Here is an 18275-nt window from a genome sequence, read left to right as displayed (position 1 = left end):
TGGGAAGGAAGTCGACGCAGGACGTGGGGGACGCCAGCGAGAGGCTCAGGACGACAATAGCCCTCCATGCGATCAATCAACCGTGAAGCCATGGCGATTTCTTTGTGACAAGGCGTCATGAGCTCAGTACGCATGAGGTACGCCCGCCAGCCGCCCGTGCCTCTCCTGTAGAGCCGAGCCCACGCTCGGCTGCGGGCAGTCCCGTTGGCGCTCGAGCCGAAGTGGGCTCGGCTTTACAGAGATTCTCCCTGCGACACCCGGTCGCAGGCCTTCGCGCCACGCGCTTGACCAATGTCAAATCGCCCGCCGCCACGCGGGCGTATTCCTATGCAGGACCCGAACACACCGGCGCTGCCGGCCTCTACAAGGACCCCCGCGATGAACTACTCCCCCGACAACGACCAGCTCGTGAATGCGCTGCAGAACGTCATGGTGATCTCCACCACCGACCTGCAGGGCAACATCACCTACGCCAATGACCTGTTCTGCACGCTCACCGGCTTCGCCCGCGAAGAGCTGATCGGCCAGCCGCACAGCATCGTGCGCCATCCGGATGTGCCCAAGGCCGTCTACAAGGACATGTGGGACACCATCAAGGCCGGCAAGACCTGGACCGGGATCGTGCCCAACCTCGGCAAGGGCGGCGTGCTCTACGTGGTCGACACTACCGTGCAGCCGCTGTTCGACGCCGACGGCAACATCACCTCCTACATCAGCATCCGCCGCGTGGTGAACGACCTGATGCAGAACTACGACCTGGTCGAGTTCAGCAAGGAAAAGTTCGACGACTTCTACGAGGCCGCGTGAACGCTCTCCCGACCAGTACGCCCTTCAGCCGCCTGCTGGTGGGTTTCGCGTCCGAGTCGGGCAACGCCCGCGCCCTGGCCCAGCGTCTGGGCGCGGACCTGCAGCCGCATGCGCCGCAGGTGCTTCCGTTCAACGACATCGACGTGGCCAGTCTCGGCCAAGGCGACGTGCTGCTGGCGATTTCCAGCTCGTTCGGCGATGGCGAACCGCCGGCCAATGGCGAGCGGTTCTTCGAAACCCTGCGCCAGACCACGACGCTGAGCGGCCTGCGCTATGCCGTGTTTGGGCTCGGTGACACCGGCTACCCGAGCTTCTGCGGCTTCACCAAGGCGCTGGATGCCGCGCTGAGCGAGCGCCAGGCGCAGCCGCTGCTGCACCGGGTGGATGCCGACCTGGGCTACGAGCAGTTCTTCCAGCAATGGCAGCCGGTGCTAAGCCAGGTGCTGGGTGGCGACCTCAGCGCTGGCCAAGACCTGCACCTGCAGGTCACCGCCTATGGTGAAGACAACGCCTTTGCCGCGCGCATCCTCGAACGCCGCCGCTTGAACAGCAGCGACCCGGCCGCGTGGCACCTGCAGCTGGACATTGCCGGCAGTGGCATGGTCTATCGCGCGGGCGACACCCTGCACGTGGTGCCGGAGAACGACCCAACCCTGCTGCACGCATTGGCCCGCTGGTACGGCGATACCACGGCCGTGGCCGCCCTGCGCGACCGCGAGCTGCGCCTGCTGAGCAAGAGCGTGCTGCGCGAGCTGGCCCGGCTCGGTGGCAGCGAAACGCTGAAGGGCCTGCTGAAGGTCAGCCAGAAGCGCGAGCTGGACGCCTACCTGCACGGCCTGGACCTGCTGGACGTGCTGCAGGACCACGCCACCCCGGACAGTATGCCGCTGCCCCGGCTGCGTGAACTGCTGTCAGCGCGGCTGCCGCGTGCCTATTCAATCGCCTCGCACCCGCGCGACGACCAGCTGAGCCTGTGCGTGCGCGAAGTGCATTACACCCTGCGCGGCCGCGAGCGCTTCGGCACCGCTACCGGCAGCCTGCTGCACGGTGGCGACCACGCCCGTGTGTACTGCCGTTCCAACCCTGGCTTCCACCTGCCCGATACCGGCCAGACGCCGCTGCTGCTGGTCGGCACCGGCACCGGCATCGCACCGCTGCTGGGCCTGATGCAGGAACTGCAGGCCAACGGCTGCGAACGCGAGGTGCACCTGGTGTTTGGCGAGAAGCACAGCAAGCACGACTACCTGTACCGCGGCCAGCTGCAGGACTGGCATACCCGGGGCGTGCTGGCCGGCCTGCATACCGCGTTCTCGCGCGATGGCACCGAAAAGGTCTATGTGCAGCATGTACTGCGGCAGCGCGCCAGCGAAGTGCGCGATGTGCTGGGCCGCGGCGGGCATCTATACCTGTGCGGCAACAAGCGCCACCTGGAAGGCGCGGTGCGCGAGGCCATCGATGACATCGCTGGCGAAGGGCGCTGGGACGCGCTGCGCGGTGAAGGCCGCACGCACTGTGAGCTGTACTGATCCATGGCCACCGGACCGCACGGACCTTGAACCGGTAGAGCCGGCCGCTGGCCGGCTGCTCCGGATGCCACGGTTGCCGGCCAGCGGCCGGCACTACCATCAGATGTGACCAACCATCGCCGGTGCGTCCATCACGGGTCAATTGCCTACAATGCGGCCGTCCACCACGCGCGCGACCTGCTGGCCGAACATGGCCACATCCTGCGGGTCATGGCTGATCAACAGCAACGGGATGCCGGTCCGGTCCAGCACCGTTTCCAGCTCCTGACGCAGGTGCTGGCGCAGGTCATGGTCCAGTGCGGAGAACGGCTCATCCAGCAGCAGCGCCTGCGGCTGCGTCACCAGGGCGCGCGCCAATGCAGTGCGCTGGCGCTGGCCACCGGAGACCTGCGAGGGCAGCAGATCGCCCACCGTGTCGATGCGGAAGGCGTGCAACCACTGCTCCACCGCATCGAAACGCTGGCCGAGCCCCGGATTCAACCAGCCCTTCTGCAGCCCGAACGCCACGTTCTGGCGCACGCTCAGGTGTGGGAACAGCGCGTAGTCCTGGAACACATAGCCCAGCCGGCGGCGCTGCGGCGGCAGATCCACGCCGGTGGCCGCATCGAACAGGGTCTGCCCCTGCACGCGCACATGACCCTGGCCCGGCCGCAGCAGCCCGGCCACCGCCTTCAAGGTCAGGCTCTTGCCCGCGCCCGAAGGCCCGAACAACACCACCTGCCGCTGCGTGCACTGCAGCGATACGTCCAACACGAAATCCTGGCCGGCCGCCTGCAGGCGGCGCTGTACCTGCAGGTCAAGCCACATCGCGCAGCTCCCGGCGACGCCCGCCCACCAGCCGCGCGGCCAGCAACAGGATCAGGATGCAGACCACCGAGGTCAGGATCACCAGCGCATTGGCCTTGCCGTCCTGGCCGGCCTGTACCGCCTCGTAGATGGCGATCGACAACGTCTGCGTCCGGCCCGGAATGCTTCCGGCCACCATCAGCGTCGCGCCGAACTCGCCCATCGCGCGCGCAAACGCCAGCAGCAGGCCGGCGAGGATGCCGCGCCACGCCAGTGGCAGCGTGATGCGGAAAAACACCGCCACTTCGGACACACCCAGCGTGCGTGCGGCCTGCTCCAGCTGCCCGTCCACTTCCTCGAACGCCGCGCGTGCCGGCTTGAACACCAGCGGCAGCGAGGCCACCGCCGCAGCAATCACGGCCGCCTGCCAGGTGAACACCAGGTTGATGCCGAACCACGACTGCAGCCACGCACCGATCGGACCATTGCGACCGATCAACACCAGCAGGTAGTAGCCCAGCACCGTCGGTGGCAGCACCATCGGCAGGGTCAGCAGCGAATCCAGCAGCTCGCGCCCGGGGAAGCGACGGCGGGCCAGCAACGCGCCCAGCGCCACGCCCAGCACCAGATTGATCGCGGTCGCCCAGCCGGCCACCTTCAGCGACAACCCCAGCGCGCTCCAGTCTAGATCCATGCGTCAGGGCTTGCCGAATCCGTGTTTGGCCAGAATCGCCTGGCCCTGCGGCGAACGCACGAAGGCAGCGAAGCGCCTGGCCTCCACCGGCTGCGTACTGGCCTTGGTCACCGCCAGCGGATAGGCGATGCGCCCGGGCACCGGCACCGCGAAGGCACGGCGCACCCGGTCGGGCATTGCCTGTGCATCGGTGGCATAGACGAAGCCGGCATCCACTTCACCGCGCGCCACGTAATCCAGCGACTGGCGCACGTTCTGCGTCGTGATGATCCTGCCATGCACCGACGGCCACAGGCCCGCCGCTTCCAGCGCACCCTTGGCATAGCGGCCGACCGGCACGCTGTCCGGGTTGCCCAGTGCGATGCGCTGCACACCGGCACCGGCCAGGTCCTTCAAGGTACGCGGCGAGGCCTTGGCCTGCGGTGGCACCACCACCCACAGCGCATTCACCGCGAACACCTCGCGAGTACCGGCCGCCAGCAGGTTCTGCTGCTGGGCCTGGTCCATCGTGGTTTCGTCGGCCGAGGCGAACACATCCACCGGCGCACCGCGGCTGATCTGTTGCAGCAACACGCCGGACGCGGCGAAGTTGAAATCAATCTTGGTGCCCGGGTGTGCCTTCTCATAGGCATTGCCCAGTTCGCGGAAGCTCTCGGTCAGGCTCGATGCCGCCGAAACGGTCAGCGTGGCCGCCCAGGCCGGCACCGTGGCCAGCAGGCCCAGCAACAACAGTCCAGCTCGCTTCATCGTCGGCTCCCGGCCAGGTTCAGTTCGGATCGGATTCGTCGGCCACCGCCAGCGCGGCCAGGCGCTCGGGCTGCAGCAGCAGGATCTCACGCTGCTTCACCGCGATGATCCCATCATCGCTCAGGCGGCGCAGCACGCGGCTGGCGGTTTCCGGCGCCATCCGCAGGTAGTTGGCGATCTCGGTACGCGCCATCGTCAGGTTGAAGCGCGTGGCAGAAAAACCGCGCCGCGCGTAGCGCTCGGACATGTCCAGCAGGAATGCGGCCATGCGCTCTTCGGTACGGTGGTTGGCGGCCAGCGTGGCGACCTTGCCGATCTCCGCACTGAGCAGGCTGAACAGCTTGGCCTGCAGCCCGGGCATGCGCGTGGCCAGCGAGCTCAGCTTTGGGAACGAGATGCGGCACAGATGCACCGTATCCAGCGCCACCGCATTGCAGGGGAAGCGCGAACCGTGGATCGCATTCAGGCCGATCACTTCGCCCGGCAGGCTGAAGCCCAGCACCTGCTCGTTGCCCTGGCTGTCGTCGACGAAGGTCTTGACCATGCCGGCGCGCACCGCAGCAATCGAATCAAACGACTCGCCAGCGCGGAAGATGTAGTCACCCGCATGGAACGGACCGACGTGGTCGACCAGCACGTGCAGATCGCCCAGTGCGGTCTTGTCGTAGCCCTGCGACATGCAGGCGTCGGAAAACGCGCAGGTGCTGCAGAAGTGCAGCGCGTCGCCGTCATCGGCGGCGGCGGGGTTCGGGGTGGCCTGTCCAAGGCGGCCGTGCGAAGGCGGATTCGAAGACATCTGGGCAAGACTCAAGCGATGGCGGCCGCCGGCCGGAAGCATGCGGCCATCATACGCCACAGCAGGCGCCCTTCTTCGGCCAGCCGCAGCACGCGCGCATCCCAGTGCGCCCAGCCGCGCGCCAGCAACGGTGCCAATGCTGGCAGCTGCCCGGCGAAGCATTCTTCGAACGGTTCATCGTTGCGCCATTCGAAGGCAACCGCATCGAGCGCGTGATCGCAGGCGATACTCTGCGCCACCTCGGCCGCCAGTCGCTCGTCTTCGGACAGGATCAATCCGGCAGACACACCCATATGCCCGGCCTGCAGCCGCGCACGCCATTCGCCCAGTTCGTCCTCCAGGCGGTAGAACACCTCGCCGATCTGGCTGCAGGCGGACAGGCCAAGCCCGATGAAATCGCTGCGGTCGCGGCGTGGCACGCCGGCCAGGTCACAATGACGCTGGCCATCGCCCGGGCCATGCGGGATCGGCAGGTCGCCGCGCTGGTAGTGGTCACCACCGATCGGTTCGTAGCCGGCTGCGCGCAGCAGGCGCCAACTCTGCAGCCATCGTGCCGCCGAGGGATGCTCTGGCAGCGCGCAAGGCGCCGGCAGCAGGATGCGCTCGGGCGCTTCGGCCAGCACCTCATGCAGTCGTTCGATGAAGCCGGTATCCGCGCTGCCGGGCACCCGCAACTGGTAGTAGCGCGCGGTAAAGCCCACCTGTCGCGCATGCGCCAGCAGCGTCGGCCCGGGTGCATCGGCGCGATCGATCACGTTCAGGCGGGTGCAGCCCACCGCACGCAGTTGTGCCGGCGCCAGCGCGCTGCCCGCGTCCAGCCGCACCTCCACCTGTGGCCGCGCCACGGTGCGCAAGTACTGCGGCACGGCATCCAGCAGCTGGCCCAGCTGTGGTGGCGGCAGCGTCTCGGCCAGCCCCAACTGCAGCACCATTGCCACCACCTCGCGATCTTCAGCCAGCGCGCCGGCCTGCAGGCGCAGCGCCAGCAGCAGGGTGTCCAGATACGCCTGCGGTGGCACGTCGCGCCCGCCACGACCCGCCTGGAAGCCTAGCGTCAAACCACGCGGGATCAGGTGCTCGTTGCTGGCGCGCACGGCGGCGCGCCACCCGCTTTCGCCAAAGCCGGTACTGAACTGGTCAGCCGGCGGAAACAGCACGTGCCGTGGCTGCCGCAGCAATGCCGCCTGCAGCGCAGTGTCCCCGCTCTCGTCAACGTGGAAGCTCATGGCAGACATCTTCGGGCGTTCCTCTTCGCGTGGCCCTGATTGAAATCAAGCGTGGCGCATCTGATGGTTCCTGCCGGCCAGCGGCCGGTACTACCCTTTCACCCACCACTCGGTCGTGCCGGCCGCTGGTCGGCATCACCCCTTCACCCGCCGCGTATCGTCCTGGTAGTGCCGGCCGCTGGCCGGCAGCACCCTTCACCCGCCGCGCACCCGCTCGGCGGCGGCCGCGTCGATGGCTTCGGGCAGGTCGGTTTCGCGGTCGATCTGCGGGAAGTGGCGACGTTCCATGCGGCGGATCGCGAAATGCATCCACGCCAGTGCAGCCGCCACCAGCACGAACAGCAGCATGAAGCAGCTGCTCCAGATGCCCACCGCATCGTTCAACGCGCCAAACACGATCGGCAGGACGAAGCCACCCAGGCCGCCGATCATGCCGACCACGCCGCCCACCGCGCCCACATGCCTGGGGTAATACACCGGAATGTGCTTGTAGACCGCGGCCTTGCCCAGCGACATGAAGAAGCCCAGCACGAACACCAGCACGGTGAACATCACCACGCCGATGGCCAGATGGAAATGGAGCGGGCCGTGGATACCCTTCACCACATACTCGGTATCCGGGTAGGCCAGCAGGAAGGTGCAGATGGCCGACACGCCGAAGGTCCAGTACATCACCCGGCGCGCGCCCATCCGGTCCGACATCCAGCCACCGACCACGCGGAACAGGCTGGCCGGGATCGAATAGCACGCCGCCAGCATGCCGGCGTGGCCCACGTCCATGCCATAGGCGCCAACCAGGTAGTGCGGCAGCCACAACGCCAGCGCCACGAAGCCGCCGAAGACGAAGAAGTAGTACAGCGAGAACCGCCATACCTGCAGGTTCTTCAGTGGTGCCATCTGCTCGGCGAACGGCACCGGCTTCACGCCTTCGCGGCGGCGCTGTTCCAGAGACGGGTCTTCCTTGCTGAAGAGGAAGAACAGCACCGCAGTGACCGCCAGCGCGACGGCCCAGACCTTGGCAACCATGGTCCAACCGGCCGCCACCATCACCAGCGGCGCCAGCAGCTTGGTCACCGCCGAACCGATGTTGCCCGCACCGAAGATGCCCAGCGCAGTGCCCTGCTTGCTGGCCGGGAACCACTTCGAGACGTAGGCCACGCCCACCGAGAAGTTGCCGCCGGCGATACCCACGCACAGCGCGGCAACCAGGAACTGGCTGTAGGTCTGTGCGTAGGTCAGCATCCAAGTAGCGACTGCACCACACAGCATCACCAGCACCATCACCTTGCGGCCACCGAACTGGTCGGACCAGATACCGAGGAAGACGCGGCTGACCGAGCCGGTCAGCACCGGCGTGGCGATCAACAGGCCGAACTGGGTGTCATTCAAGCCGAGCTGTTGACTGATCTGGATACCAATGATCGAGAAGATCATCCACACCGCAAAGCACACGGTGAAGGCGAACGTGCTCAGCCACAGCGCACGTTGCTGCTGCCCGGCACTGGCGGGGGCAAGGGCCTGGTTCATGAATTTTCCTCGTTCAAAGGGGTTCAGCCGATATCCGCTTCGGCTTCGATCTCATCCAGCCCGCGCACTGGGTAGCGTTCCTGCAACTGCAGCAGGTAGGCCTGCACCTCGCGCTGCCGCACCTGCAACTCCAGGTAGTCACGCAGCTGCGGCAGCACGGCCTCGAACGGCTGCGGCTGGCCTTCCTCGCGGGCATCGACGCAGACCACGTGGTAGCCCCAGCGCGATTCCACCGGGAAACCGGCCAGGCCTTCGCGCAGGCGGAACACCTGTCGGTCGAACTCCGGCGTGGTCTGCCCACGTTGCAGCCAGCCCAGGTCACCGCCTTCGCTGCTGGACGGGCAGCGTGAATGACGCAGGGCGAAATCGGCGAACAGGTGCGGCGACTCCTTCAGCAGTCCGACCAGCCGCTCGCCCTCGGTGCGTGCAGCGAAGCGCCCGGCCACGTCGTCGGCCGGTGCGGCCAGCAGGATATGGCGCAGGCGCACACGGTCGGGGGAGCGGAAGCGCTCCGGGTTCTGCTCGAAGTAGCGCCGGCAGTCTTCATCGGTCGGCACGCGGTCTTCGATCGCGTCTTCCAGCAGCTGCTGGATCAGCACTTCCTCGTCACTTACCCGGTTACCCTCCGGCGCCTGCAGGCCCAGCCGCTGCGCTTCCAGGCGCAGCAGTTCGCGCACCACCAGTGCACGTGCCGCTTCGGCACGTGACTGTTCCGGGCGCATCGCCCGGTGGTGCTGCATCTCGCGGGCGATGTCGGCCTCGCTGATCGCGGTCTCGTCCACGAACAGCCGGCACGGTGCCGGCTGCCCGAGCGAACGCGGCCCCTGCGCCGCCGCGTCATGGTGGTGCGAATGCGCCTCGGCGGGAACCGGTGCCGCGGAGTCGATCACGGTAATCGGCAGGAATTTCGGCAGGCTGCGCATGGTTTACTCCCGCGGCCCATAGCGCAGCGTGGCCTGACGGCGGCGCACCACCTGGTAGGGCCGCCACAGGTAACTGATCGGAATGCTCCATACGTGCACCAGGCGGGTGAACGGCGCGATCAGGAACAGGGTCAGGCCCAGGAAGATATGCATCTTGTAGACCCAGCTGACGCCCTCGATGTAATCAGCGGCACCGGCACGGAAGGTCACGATGTGCTGCGCCCACTCGGCCAGCTGCACCATCACCCCGCCGTCCAGGTGACCGGACGAGACGCGGATGCTGTACAGGCCCAGGCACAGCTGCGCGAACAGCAGCACCAGCACCAGGGTGTCACCGAAGCTGCCGGTAGCCCGAACACGCGCATTGAACAGGCGGCGTACCAGCAGGATGCTGATGCCGATGAAGCACAGTGCGCCGAACACACCACCGACCACCATCGCCAGCATCTGCTTCTGCGAGGAGGTGATGAAGTGCTCGTACACCGCGTGCGGCGTCAGCAGCCCGACCAGGTGGCCGCCGAGGATGGCCAGGATGCCGATGTGGAAGCAGTTGCTGCCGAGCCGCATGCCCTTGTCCGACAGCATCTGACTGGAGCCGGTGCGCCAGGTGTACATGGCCTTGTCATAGCGGGCCCAGCTGCCGATCAGCAGCACTGCCACGGCGATGTACGGGTAGTACTGGAAGGCGAATTGATGCAGGGAGTAACTCATGGCTGGACCTCACGATGCGAAGGACGGGCCGGCGAACGCACGGGCGGCTTGCAGTCTTCGGCAGGGGCTTCGGCGCCGAAGCGCACCGCCTCCTCCTCCCACAAGCGGTCCATGGCCTCGGCGGTATCGTCGCGGACTTCCTCGCTGGCACGCTGGCGCAGCGCCTGCAGATCGGCCTTGCCGTCACCGGCTTCGACCAGGATCTCGAACAGCACCCGGTGCGGCAGCTCACGCTCGGCGGCACGCGCGGCCAGCATCCCGGCGATATGGCCGATGTGGTGCAGCCACTCGCGGGCCTCGCTACCGGGGCGGTGGGCCAGGAACTCCAGCAGCAACGGCAGGTAATCCGGCAGCTCACGGGCATCCAGTTCGAAGCCGTTGCGGCGGTAGGTTTCGACCAGATCGACCATGGCCTGGCCGCGGTCGCGCGACTCGCCATGGATGTGTTCGAAAAGCAACAGGCTCATCGAACGGCCGCGGTCGAAACTGGCCAGCCACGCCGCCTGTGCATCCAGCGCATCGGTGGCCAGCAGCTGCTGCACGAAGCTGCGCAGCTGCTGGCGGCGGGCGGGGTTCAGCGCCGGGTCGTCACAGGCGGCGAGCAGCTCCTCGCCGTGCTCCCACAGTTCCTCGCGGGGGTAGTCCAGCAACACCCCGACCAGCTTGAGCACGCTCATCACACCACCTCCTTGCGGCGCTGGTTCGGGCCCTTGTCCACCACGAAGGTGGTGGTCTTGCGCTGCCCGAACAGGTCCGCCGGGCTGTCACCATTGCAGCCGTTTCCGAAGGTGAAGCCGCAGCCGCCGCGCTCACCGAAGGCGTCGTTGGCGTACTCGCGGTGGCCGGTCGGAATCACGAAACGGTCCTCGTAGTTGGCAATGGCCAGATAGCGGTACATCTCTTCCACCTGGGCGATGCTCAGCCCGGTCTGTTCCAGCACGGCGGTGTCTTCCACGCCGTCCACGTTCTTGGCCCGGCGCCAGGCACGCATCGCCATCAGCCGCTCCAGCGCGCGTACCACCGGCGCCTCGTCACCGGCCGTCAGCAGGTTGGCCAAATAGCGCATCGGGATGCGCAGCGACGCCACGTCCGGCAGCTCGCCGCTCATGCCCACGCGGCCACGCTCGGCGGCGGACTGGATCGGCGACAGCGGCGGCACATACCAGACCATCGGCAGCGTGCGGTATTCCGGGTGCAGCGGCAGCGCCAGCTTCCAGTCGATCGCCAGCTTGTACACCGGCGACTGCTTGGCCGCATCCAGCCAGCTGTCCGGGATGCCTTCCTTGCGCGCGGCGGCGATCACTGCCGGATCGTTCGGGTCCAGGAAGATGTCCAGGTGGGCCTGGTACAGGTCCTTCTCGGCGGCTACCGAAGCGGCCTCGGCGATGCGGTCGGCGTCGTACAGCATCACGCCCAGGTAGCGGATGCGGCCCACGCAGGTTTCCGAGCACACGGTTGGCTCACCCATCTCGATGCGCGGGTAGCAGAAGATGCACTTCTCCGACTTGCCGCTCTTCCAGTTGTAGTAGATCTTCTTGTACGGGCACGCCGACACGCACATGCGCCAGCCGCGGCACTTGTCCTGGTCGATCAGCACGATGCCGTCTTCCTCGCGCTTGTAGATCGCGCCCGAGGGGCACGCCGAGACGCACGCCGGGTTCAGGCAGTGCTCGCACAGGCGCGGCAGGTACATCATGAAGGTCTTTTCGAAGGCGCCGTAGATCTCCTTCTGCACCTGGTCGAAGTTGTAGTCGCGTGAGCGCTTGCTGAACTCCGAACCGAGGATCTCCTCCCAGTTCGGGCCCCACTCGATCTTCTGCATGCGCTCGCCACTGATCAGCGAACGCGGGCGTGCGGTGGGCTGGTGCTGGCTGTCCTTGGCGGTGTGCAGGTTCTGGTAGTCGAAATCGAACGGCTCGTAGTAGTCGTCGATCTGCGGCAGGTCCGGGTTGGCGAAGATCTTGGCCAGCATGCGCCAGCGGCCACCTGCGCGTGGCACCAGCTTGCCGGCGCGGCTGCGCACCCAGCCGCCGTTCCACTTGTCCTGGTTCTCCCATTCCTTCGGGTAGCCGATGCCGGGCTTGGTTTCCACGTTGTTGAACCAGGCGTACTCGACGCCCTCGCGCGAGGTCCAGACGTTCTTGCAGGTGATCGAGCAGGTATGGCAGCCGATGCACTTGTCCAGGTTCAGCACCATCGCGATCTGTGCACGGACCTTCATCACACCACCTCCTTTACAGCTGCAGGTACTGCCTCATCGTCCAGCCAATCGATCTTGTCCATCTTTCGCACGATCACGAACTCGTCGCGGTTGGTTCCGCAGGTGCCGTAGTAGTTGAAGCCATAGGCCAGCTGCGCGTAGCCGCCGATCATGTGGGTCGGCTTGAGCACGATGCGGGTCACCGAGTTGTGGATGCCGCCGCGGGTGCCGGAAATCTCCGAGCCCGGGACGTTGATGATGCGCTCCTGCGCGTGGTACATCATCGCCATGCCCGGCATCACGCGCTGGCTGACCACCGCACGCGCGGCGATCGCACCGTTGACGTTGAACAGCTCGATCCAGTCGTTGTCGACGATGCCGGCACTGCGCGCGTCGTCCTCGCTGATCCACACGATCGGACCACCGCGCGACAGCGTCTGCATGATCAGGTTGTCGCTGTAGGTGCTGTGGATGCCCCACTTCTGGTGCGGGGTGATCCAGTTCAGCACGATCTCCTTGTTGCCGTTCGGGCGCTGGTTCAGCAGCGGCTCCACCGTGCGCGTGTTGACGGGCGGGCGATAGCTCATGAAGGCCTCGCCGAAGTCGATCATCCATTCGTGGTCCTGGTAGAACTGCTGGCGACCGGTCACCGTGCGCCACGGAATCAGCTCGTGCACGTTGGTATAGCCGGCGTTGTAGCTGACGTTGTCGTCTTCCAGTCCCGACCAGATCGGCGAAGAGATGATCTTGCGCGGCTGCGCCTGGATGTCACGGAAGCGGATCGCCTCGTGCTCCTTGCCCACCGCCAGATGCGTATGCTCGCGACCGGTGAAGGCGCCCAGCGATTCCCAGGCCTTCACCGCCACATGGCCGTTGGTTTCCGGCGCCAGGTGCAGGATTACTTCGGCCGCGTCGATCGCGGTCGAGATGGCCGGGCGCCCCTGGCTTATGCCTTCTTCGTGCACGGTGTGGTTCAACTTGCCGAGGAACTCGACCTCGTGCTTCGTGTCCCAGCTCATGCCCTTGCCGCCGTTGCCCTGCGTGTCCAGCAGTGGGCCGAGCGAGGTGAACTTGCGGTACAGGTTCGGGTAGTCACGCTCCACCACCGTCATCGACGGCATGGTCTGGCCCGGAATGGCCTCGCACTCGCCCTTCTTCCAGTCGGCTACGCCGAACGGCATGCCCAGCTCGTTGGGGGTGTCGTGCAGGGTCGGCATCAGCACCAGGTCCTTCTCCACGCCCAGCACGCCCGGCGCCATCTCGCTCACGGTGCGGGCCACCTCCTTGAAGATGTCCCAGTCGCTGCGCGATTCCCACGCAGGGTCCACCGCCTTGGACAGCGGGTGGATGAACGGGTGCATGTCCGAGGTGTTGAGGTCGTCCTTCTCGTACCAGGTTGCCGTCGGCAGCACGATGTCCGAGTACAGCGCGGTGGTGCACATGCGGAAGTCGAGCGTGACCAGCAGGTCCAGCTTGCCTTCCGGCGCGTCGTCGCGCCACTTCACCTCCTGCGGCTTCACTGCGCCCATTTCGCCCAGGTCCTTGCCCTGCAGCCCGTGGCGCGTACCCAGCAGGTGCCGCAGCATGTACTCGTGGCCCTTGCCCGAGGAACCGAGCAGGTTCGAGCGCCAGATGAACATCATGCGCGGGTGGTTCTGGCTGGCGTCCGGGTCGGCGAAGGCGAAGTCCAGCGAGCCATCCTTGAACTTGCCCAGCGCGTAGTCCGCCGGGGCCACGCCGGCCGCTTCGGCCTCGCGTACCAGCTGCAGCGGGTTGCGGTCCAGCTGCGGGGTGCTCGGCAGCCAGCCCATGCGCACCGCGCGCAGGTTCAGGTCGGCCAGGCTGCCGCTGTACTTGCGGGCATCGGCCAGCGGCGACAGCAGCTCGTCCACCCGCAGCTTCTCGTAACGCCACTGCCCGGTGTTGAAATAGAAGAACGAGGTGCCGTTCATGTGGCGCGGCGGCTTGCTCCAGTCCAGGCCGAACGCGAGCGGCTGCCAGCCGGTCTGCGGGCGCAGCTTCTCCTGGCCCACGTAATGCGCCCAGCCGCCGCCGGTCTGGCCCACGCAACCACACATGATCAGCATGTTGATCAGGCCGCGGTAGTTCATGTCGTTGTGGAACCAGTGGTTCATGCCCGCGCCGACGATGATCATCGAGCGGCCGTGGGTCTTGTCGGCGGTACGCGCGAACTCGCGGGCGATCTCGATCACCTCGGCGCGCGACACGCCGGTGATGCGCTCCTGCCACGCCGGCGTGCCCGGCACCCTGTCATCGAAGCTCGATGCCACGTTGCCGCCGCCAAAGCCACGGTCCACGCCGTACTGGGCCAGCAGCAGATCGTAGACCGTGGCCACCAGCGTCTCGCCGCCGTCGACCGTGGCCAGGCGGCGCACCGGAATGTTGCGGTCCAGTACGTCTTCGGCCGGTGCGGCGGTCCAGCCGTCGCTTTCAATGCCACCGAAGTACGGGAAGCTCACCGCCTCGATGCCGTCGTTGGCGTCGGACAAGCTCAGGCGCAGGCGCGTGTCGGCGCCATTGCTGGCCTTCTCTTCGATGTTCCAGCGGCCCTTTTCACCCCAGCGGAAACCGATCGAGCCATTGGGCACCACGATCTGGCCGCTGTTCTCGTCGTAGGCCAGGGTCTTCCAGTCCGGGTTGTTGGCTTCACCCAGCCCGCCCAGCTCACTGGCGCGCAGGAAGCGGCCCGCCACCAGGCGGCCATCGTCGCGGCGCTCCAGGCGCACCAGCATCGGCATGTCCGAGTACTGGCGGCAGTAGTCCTGGAAATACTGCGAGGGCGAATCGACATGGAACTCACGCAGGATCACATGGCCGAACGCAAACGCCAGCGCAGCGTCGGTGCCCTGCTTGGGGTGCAGCCAGTGGTCGGTCAGCTTGGCCAGCTCGGAATAGTCCGGGCAGATCGCCACCGTCTTGGTGCCGTTGTAGCGCGCTTCGGTGAAGAAGTGCGCATCGGGCGTACGCGTCTGCGGCACGTTCGAGCCCCAGGCGATGATGTAGCGGCTGTTGTACCAGTCGGCCGATTCGGGCACGTCGGTCTGCTCGCCCCAGATCTGCGGCGAGGCCGGCGGCAGATCGCAGTACCAGTCGTAGAACGACAGGCAGGCGCCGCCCAGCAGCGACAGGTAACGCGCGCCGGCGGCGTAGGACACCATCGACATCGCCGGAATCGGCGAGAAGCCGACCACGCGGTCCGGGCCGTACTGCTTCACCGTGTACAGATTGGAAGCGGCGATGATCTCGTTGGCCTCTTCCCACTGCAGGCGCACGAAGCCGCCCATGCCGCGGCGGGTCTTGTACGAACGCGCCTTCTCCTTGTCTTCAACAATGCTGGCCCAGGCATCGACCGGGGCCTTGCTCCTGCGCGCTTCGCGCCACAGGCGCAGCAGCGTGCCGCGGATCAGCGGGTACTTCAGCCGGTTGGCGCTGTACAGGTACCAGGAGTAGCTGGCGCCACGCGGGCAGCCACGCGGTTCATGGTTGGGCAGGTCCGGACGCGTGCGCGGGTAATCGGTCTGCTGGGTTTCCCAGGTGACCAGGCCGTTCTTGACGTAGATCTTCCAGCTGCAGGAGCCGGTGCAGTTCACCCCATGGGTGGACCGCACGATCTTGTCGTACTGCCAGCGGGCGCGGTAACTGTTTTCCCAGTCGCGGCCCTCGCTCTTGGCAAATCCATGGCCATCGGCAAAGGTCTGGGGGTCACGCTTGAAGAACTGCAAGCGATCGAGGAAATAACTCATCGGGGATCTCCCTTTGCGGACATCGGCATCGTGGCTGTGTGTGTCATCTGGCTGCGGTGCGTTTTCATGTCGTCAGCAGGGTGTCTCGGCACCGCGCCGGTAGTACCACCACCAGGTCACCGCCAGGCAGGTGACATAGAAAACAACGAATCCGTACAGCGCCATGTCGGGGCTGCCGGTCAACGTAATGGACGAGCCGTAGCTCTTGGGAATGAAGAAGCCGCCGTAGGCGCCGATCGCACCGGAAAAGCCGACCACCGCAGCCGACTCGATGCTGGCCTGGTGCGCGGCGGTAGCCTTGCCCTCGGCGTTGTCGTTGGCCGACCAGCGCTCATGCAGCGTGCGGAAGATCACCGGGATCATGCGGAAGGTCGTGCCGTTGCCGATGCCACTGAGCACGAACAGCGCCATGAAGCTGAGCAGGAAGCCATGGAAGTTGCCGCCCTGGCCATCGCTGGGCAGGAAGTGCAACACACCGAACACCGCGGCGATCATCAGCGCGAATACCCAGAAGGTCAGGCGTGCGCCACCCCAGCGGTCGGCCATGCTGCCACCCACCGAGCGCATCAGTGCGCCCAGCAGCGGGCCGATGAAGGCGTAGGCCAGCGGGTTCACGTCCGGGAACTGGCTCTTCACCAGCATCGGGAAGCCGGCCGAGAAACCGATGTAGGAACCGAAGGTACCGATGTACAACCAGCACATCAGCCAGTTGTGCTTGCGGCGGAAGATCACCGCCTGCTCGGAGAACGACGAGCGGGCGCTGGTCAGGTCGTTCATGCCGAACCAGGCCGCGATGGCGCACAGCGCGATGGCCGGCACCCAGATGAAGCCGGCGTTCTGCAGGAACAGTGATGCCCCACCCTCCACCGTGGGCTGCGGTGCACCACCCAGCGCACCGAACACGCCTACGGTGATGACTAGCGGGATCACCGCCTGCGCCACCGACACGCCCACATTGCCCAGGCCAGCGTTCAGGCCCAGCGCCAGGCCCTGCTTCTGCTTGGGATAGAAGAAGGAGATGTTGGACATCGACGATGAGAAGTTCGCGCCACCGAAGCCGCACAGGATCGCGATGGCCACGAACACCCAGTACGGCGTGGCCGGGTCCTGCACCGCAAAGCCGAGCCAGAGCGTCGGCGCCAGCAGCGAGGCGGTCGACAGCGCGGTCCAGCGGCGGCCGCCGAAGATCGGGATCATGAACGAATAGAAGATGCGCAGGGTCGCGCCGGACAGGCTGGGCAGCGCCACCAGCCAGAACAGCTGGTCGGTGCTGAAGTTGAAGCCGATCTTCGGCAGGCTGATCGACACCGCCGAGAACAGCACCCAGACCGAGAAGGCCAGCAGCAGCGAGGGGATCGAGATGACCAGGTTGCGGGTGGCAACCCGCTTGCCGGTGCGCTCCCAATAGCCGGGGTCCTCCGGCGTCCAGTCGCTGATGACGCGACCCGGACGGGCAGTGCTGCGGACAACAGGATCGCTACCGACGGTCATACATGGCTCCAAGGCTGTGGAATGACGTGGGTATTGCTTTCAAGTTGTGACCCGTCGTCGTGCAGCCATTAGGCCGTGCGGCAACTACGACGGGGTTGATCTGGATCAATCAGGGGCCGGTTTTCACCCTGCCCCTGACAAATGTCAAACCGATGAAGCGGTATTGCGGCGCGTGACTCCGCGCTGGCGCACGCTGTCGCGCACGTCCACATCGAACTGCAGCTGAAGCCGGCTGCCATCTTCCAAGGCAATGTCGAATGGCAGGCCATCCCGGCACGGCAGCCGCGCCGCCAAGGCCTCAACCGCCGGGCGCGGCAGCACCAGGCGGCAGAAGGTGCCACCATCGAGCAGCACCGGCCGCTCGCCGCCATGCAGCGACACCGCCATGCCCCAACCCTCGATACCGCCGAAGCGGGTCATGTTCTCGACCGATTCACCGGCCAGCAGGCGCGCCAGTTCGGCCTCGTCCAGGCGAAGCCGTACCGATTGGTCCTGCAACTGCACTTTCATGACGCAACATCCTCCCATTGTTCGGGGGTATTGCAGTTGACCAGCCCGGCCTCGTCAATCGGCGCCAGGGCCACGGAATTCACGCCAAGACGGCGCTGCAGGGCCTGCAGCGAGCGCGGGCCGTCCGGGTCATCCAGCATCGATCCAAGTACGTTGCGGCAAGCATCGTCTATATCCACCAGCATGGGCAGGGGGTGGCCCGCAAAGATCGTGCATGGACCGCGATGGCCGTCACGCAATTGCTGTAGCAATCGCGGCGGCAGCAGCGGTGTATCCACCGGCACCACCCAGGCCGGGCCATCGGGCATGCGCGTCGCCACGCTGTAGAGCCCGCCCAGCGGCCCGCAACGTGCCACGCGGTCCGGTATGCCGCCGAACGCCGGGTAATTTCCGCTGACCCAGACCTCGCGTGCGCCAGCCTGCATCAACAGGCCCCGCATGTGTTCCAGCAGCGTGCGCCCCTGCCACGGCAGCAGCGCCTTGTCGCGGCCCATCCGGGTGGACAGCCCACCGGCCAGCACGATGCCGGTGATGCTCATCGCAGTAGAGCCACGCCATGCGTGGCTG

Annotated in this window: 16 protein-coding genes; 2 read left to right on the top strand and 14 right to left on the bottom strand. The window is 66.4% G+C overall.

All coding sequences use genetic code 11. The features are described 5' to 3' along the window. The first annotated feature begins 378 nt into the window (after positions 1-378). Both AC5P9W_RS13160 and AC5P9W_RS13155 read left to right on the top strand, forming a co-directional pair. The gene (locus AC5P9W_RS13160; RefSeq protein ID WP_026347009.1) at positions 379-807 is read left to right on the top strand and encodes a PAS domain-containing protein; all 429 of its coding nucleotides are present in this window, start codon (positions 379-381) and stop codon (positions 805-807) included. Then, positions 804-2333, top strand: coding sequence for a diflavin oxidoreductase (locus tag AC5P9W_RS13155; RefSeq protein WP_197575660.1), 1530 nt, complete (start codon positions 804-806; stop codon positions 2331-2333). The genes AC5P9W_RS13160 and AC5P9W_RS13155 overlap by 4 nt, the downstream gene beginning before the upstream one ends. 138 nt (positions 2334-2471) lie before the next feature. On the opposite strand, the gene AC5P9W_RS13150 is transcribed toward AC5P9W_RS13155, so the two are convergent. From AC5P9W_RS13150 to mobA, 14 genes are all read right to left on the bottom strand, one after another. Beyond that, positions 2472-3140: a sulfate/molybdate ABC transporter ATP-binding protein gene (locus AC5P9W_RS13150; RefSeq protein ID WP_171952988.1), complete on the bottom strand. Its 669-nt coding sequence runs from the start codon at positions 3138-3140 to the stop codon at positions 2472-2474. Continuing rightward, positions 3130-3813, bottom strand: a complete 684-nt coding sequence (gene modB, locus AC5P9W_RS13145) for a molybdate ABC transporter permease subunit (RefSeq protein WP_111098109.1) — start codon at positions 3811-3813, stop codon at positions 3130-3132. The genes AC5P9W_RS13150 and modB overlap by 11 nt, the downstream gene beginning before the upstream one ends. A 3-nt stretch (positions 3814-3816) precedes the next feature. After that, a complete protein-coding gene (gene modA, locus AC5P9W_RS13140) occupies positions 3817-4560 on the bottom strand; it encodes a molybdate ABC transporter substrate-binding protein (protein ID WP_495219296.1) in 744 nt (247 codons plus the stop codon). A 19-nt stretch (positions 4561-4579) separates the two neighbouring features. Then, positions 4580-5356 (bottom strand): helix-turn-helix domain-containing protein, encoded by a 777-nt coding sequence (locus tag AC5P9W_RS13135; protein WP_005416832.1) that lies wholly within the window; start codon positions 5354-5356, stop codon positions 4580-4582. A gap of 11 nt (positions 5357-5367) precedes the next feature. Continuing rightward, a complete protein-coding gene (locus AC5P9W_RS13130) occupies positions 5368-6582 on the bottom strand; it encodes an oxygen-independent coproporphyrinogen III oxidase (RefSeq protein ID WP_111098107.1) in 1215 nt (404 codons plus the stop codon). Positions 6583-6777: 195 nt separating this feature from the next. Further along, a complete protein-coding gene (locus AC5P9W_RS13125; RefSeq protein WP_005416836.1) occupies positions 6778-8109 on the bottom strand; it encodes an MFS transporter in 1332 nt (443 codons plus the stop codon). Between the two features lie 23 nt (positions 8110-8132). Then, positions 8133-9032, bottom strand: a complete 900-nt coding sequence (locus AC5P9W_RS13120; protein ID WP_005416838.1) for a peptidylprolyl isomerase — start codon at positions 9030-9032, stop codon at positions 8133-8135. 3 nt (positions 9033-9035) lie between these two features. Beyond that, positions 9036-9743, bottom strand: a complete 708-nt coding sequence (narI, locus tag AC5P9W_RS13115; RefSeq protein WP_005416840.1) for a respiratory nitrate reductase subunit gamma — start codon at positions 9741-9743, stop codon at positions 9036-9038. Further along, positions 9740-10420, bottom strand: coding sequence for a nitrate reductase molybdenum cofactor assembly chaperone (gene narJ / locus AC5P9W_RS13110; protein WP_005416842.1), 681 nt, complete (start codon positions 10418-10420; stop codon positions 9740-9742). The genes narI and narJ overlap by 4 nt, the downstream gene beginning before the upstream one ends. After that, positions 10420-11964 (bottom strand): nitrate reductase subunit beta, encoded by a 1545-nt coding sequence (narH, locus tag AC5P9W_RS13105; protein WP_005416844.1) that lies wholly within the window; start codon positions 11962-11964, stop codon positions 10420-10422. Before narH ends, narJ begins: the two co-directional genes overlap by 1 nt. Continuing rightward, positions 11964-15707 (bottom strand): nitrate reductase subunit alpha, encoded by a 3744-nt coding sequence (locus AC5P9W_RS13100; protein WP_111098106.1) that lies wholly within the window; start codon positions 15705-15707, stop codon positions 11964-11966. The genes narH and AC5P9W_RS13100 overlap by 1 nt, the downstream gene beginning before the upstream one ends. 72 nt (positions 15708-15779) lie before the next feature. Then, positions 15780-17198, bottom strand: coding sequence for a NarK family nitrate/nitrite MFS transporter (locus tag AC5P9W_RS13095; RefSeq protein WP_495219295.1), 1419 nt, complete (start codon positions 17196-17198; stop codon positions 15780-15782). A 144-nt stretch (positions 17199-17342) separates the two neighbouring features. After that, a complete protein-coding gene (locus AC5P9W_RS13090) occupies positions 17343-17708 on the bottom strand; it encodes a hypothetical protein (RefSeq protein ID WP_053499740.1) in 366 nt (121 codons plus the stop codon). After that, on the bottom strand, positions 17705-18247 hold the full coding sequence (gene mobA / locus AC5P9W_RS13085) for a molybdenum cofactor guanylyltransferase (protein ID WP_069138367.1): 543 nt from the start codon (positions 18245-18247) through the stop codon (positions 17705-17707). Before mobA ends, AC5P9W_RS13090 begins: the two co-directional genes overlap by 4 nt. Between the last annotated feature and the right edge of the window lie 28 nt (positions 18248-18275).

It is taken from the genome of Stenotrophomonas sp. YJH_SMC_33 (genome assembly GCF_059372295.1).
This window is presented reverse-complemented; position numbering and strand designations above follow the sequence as displayed.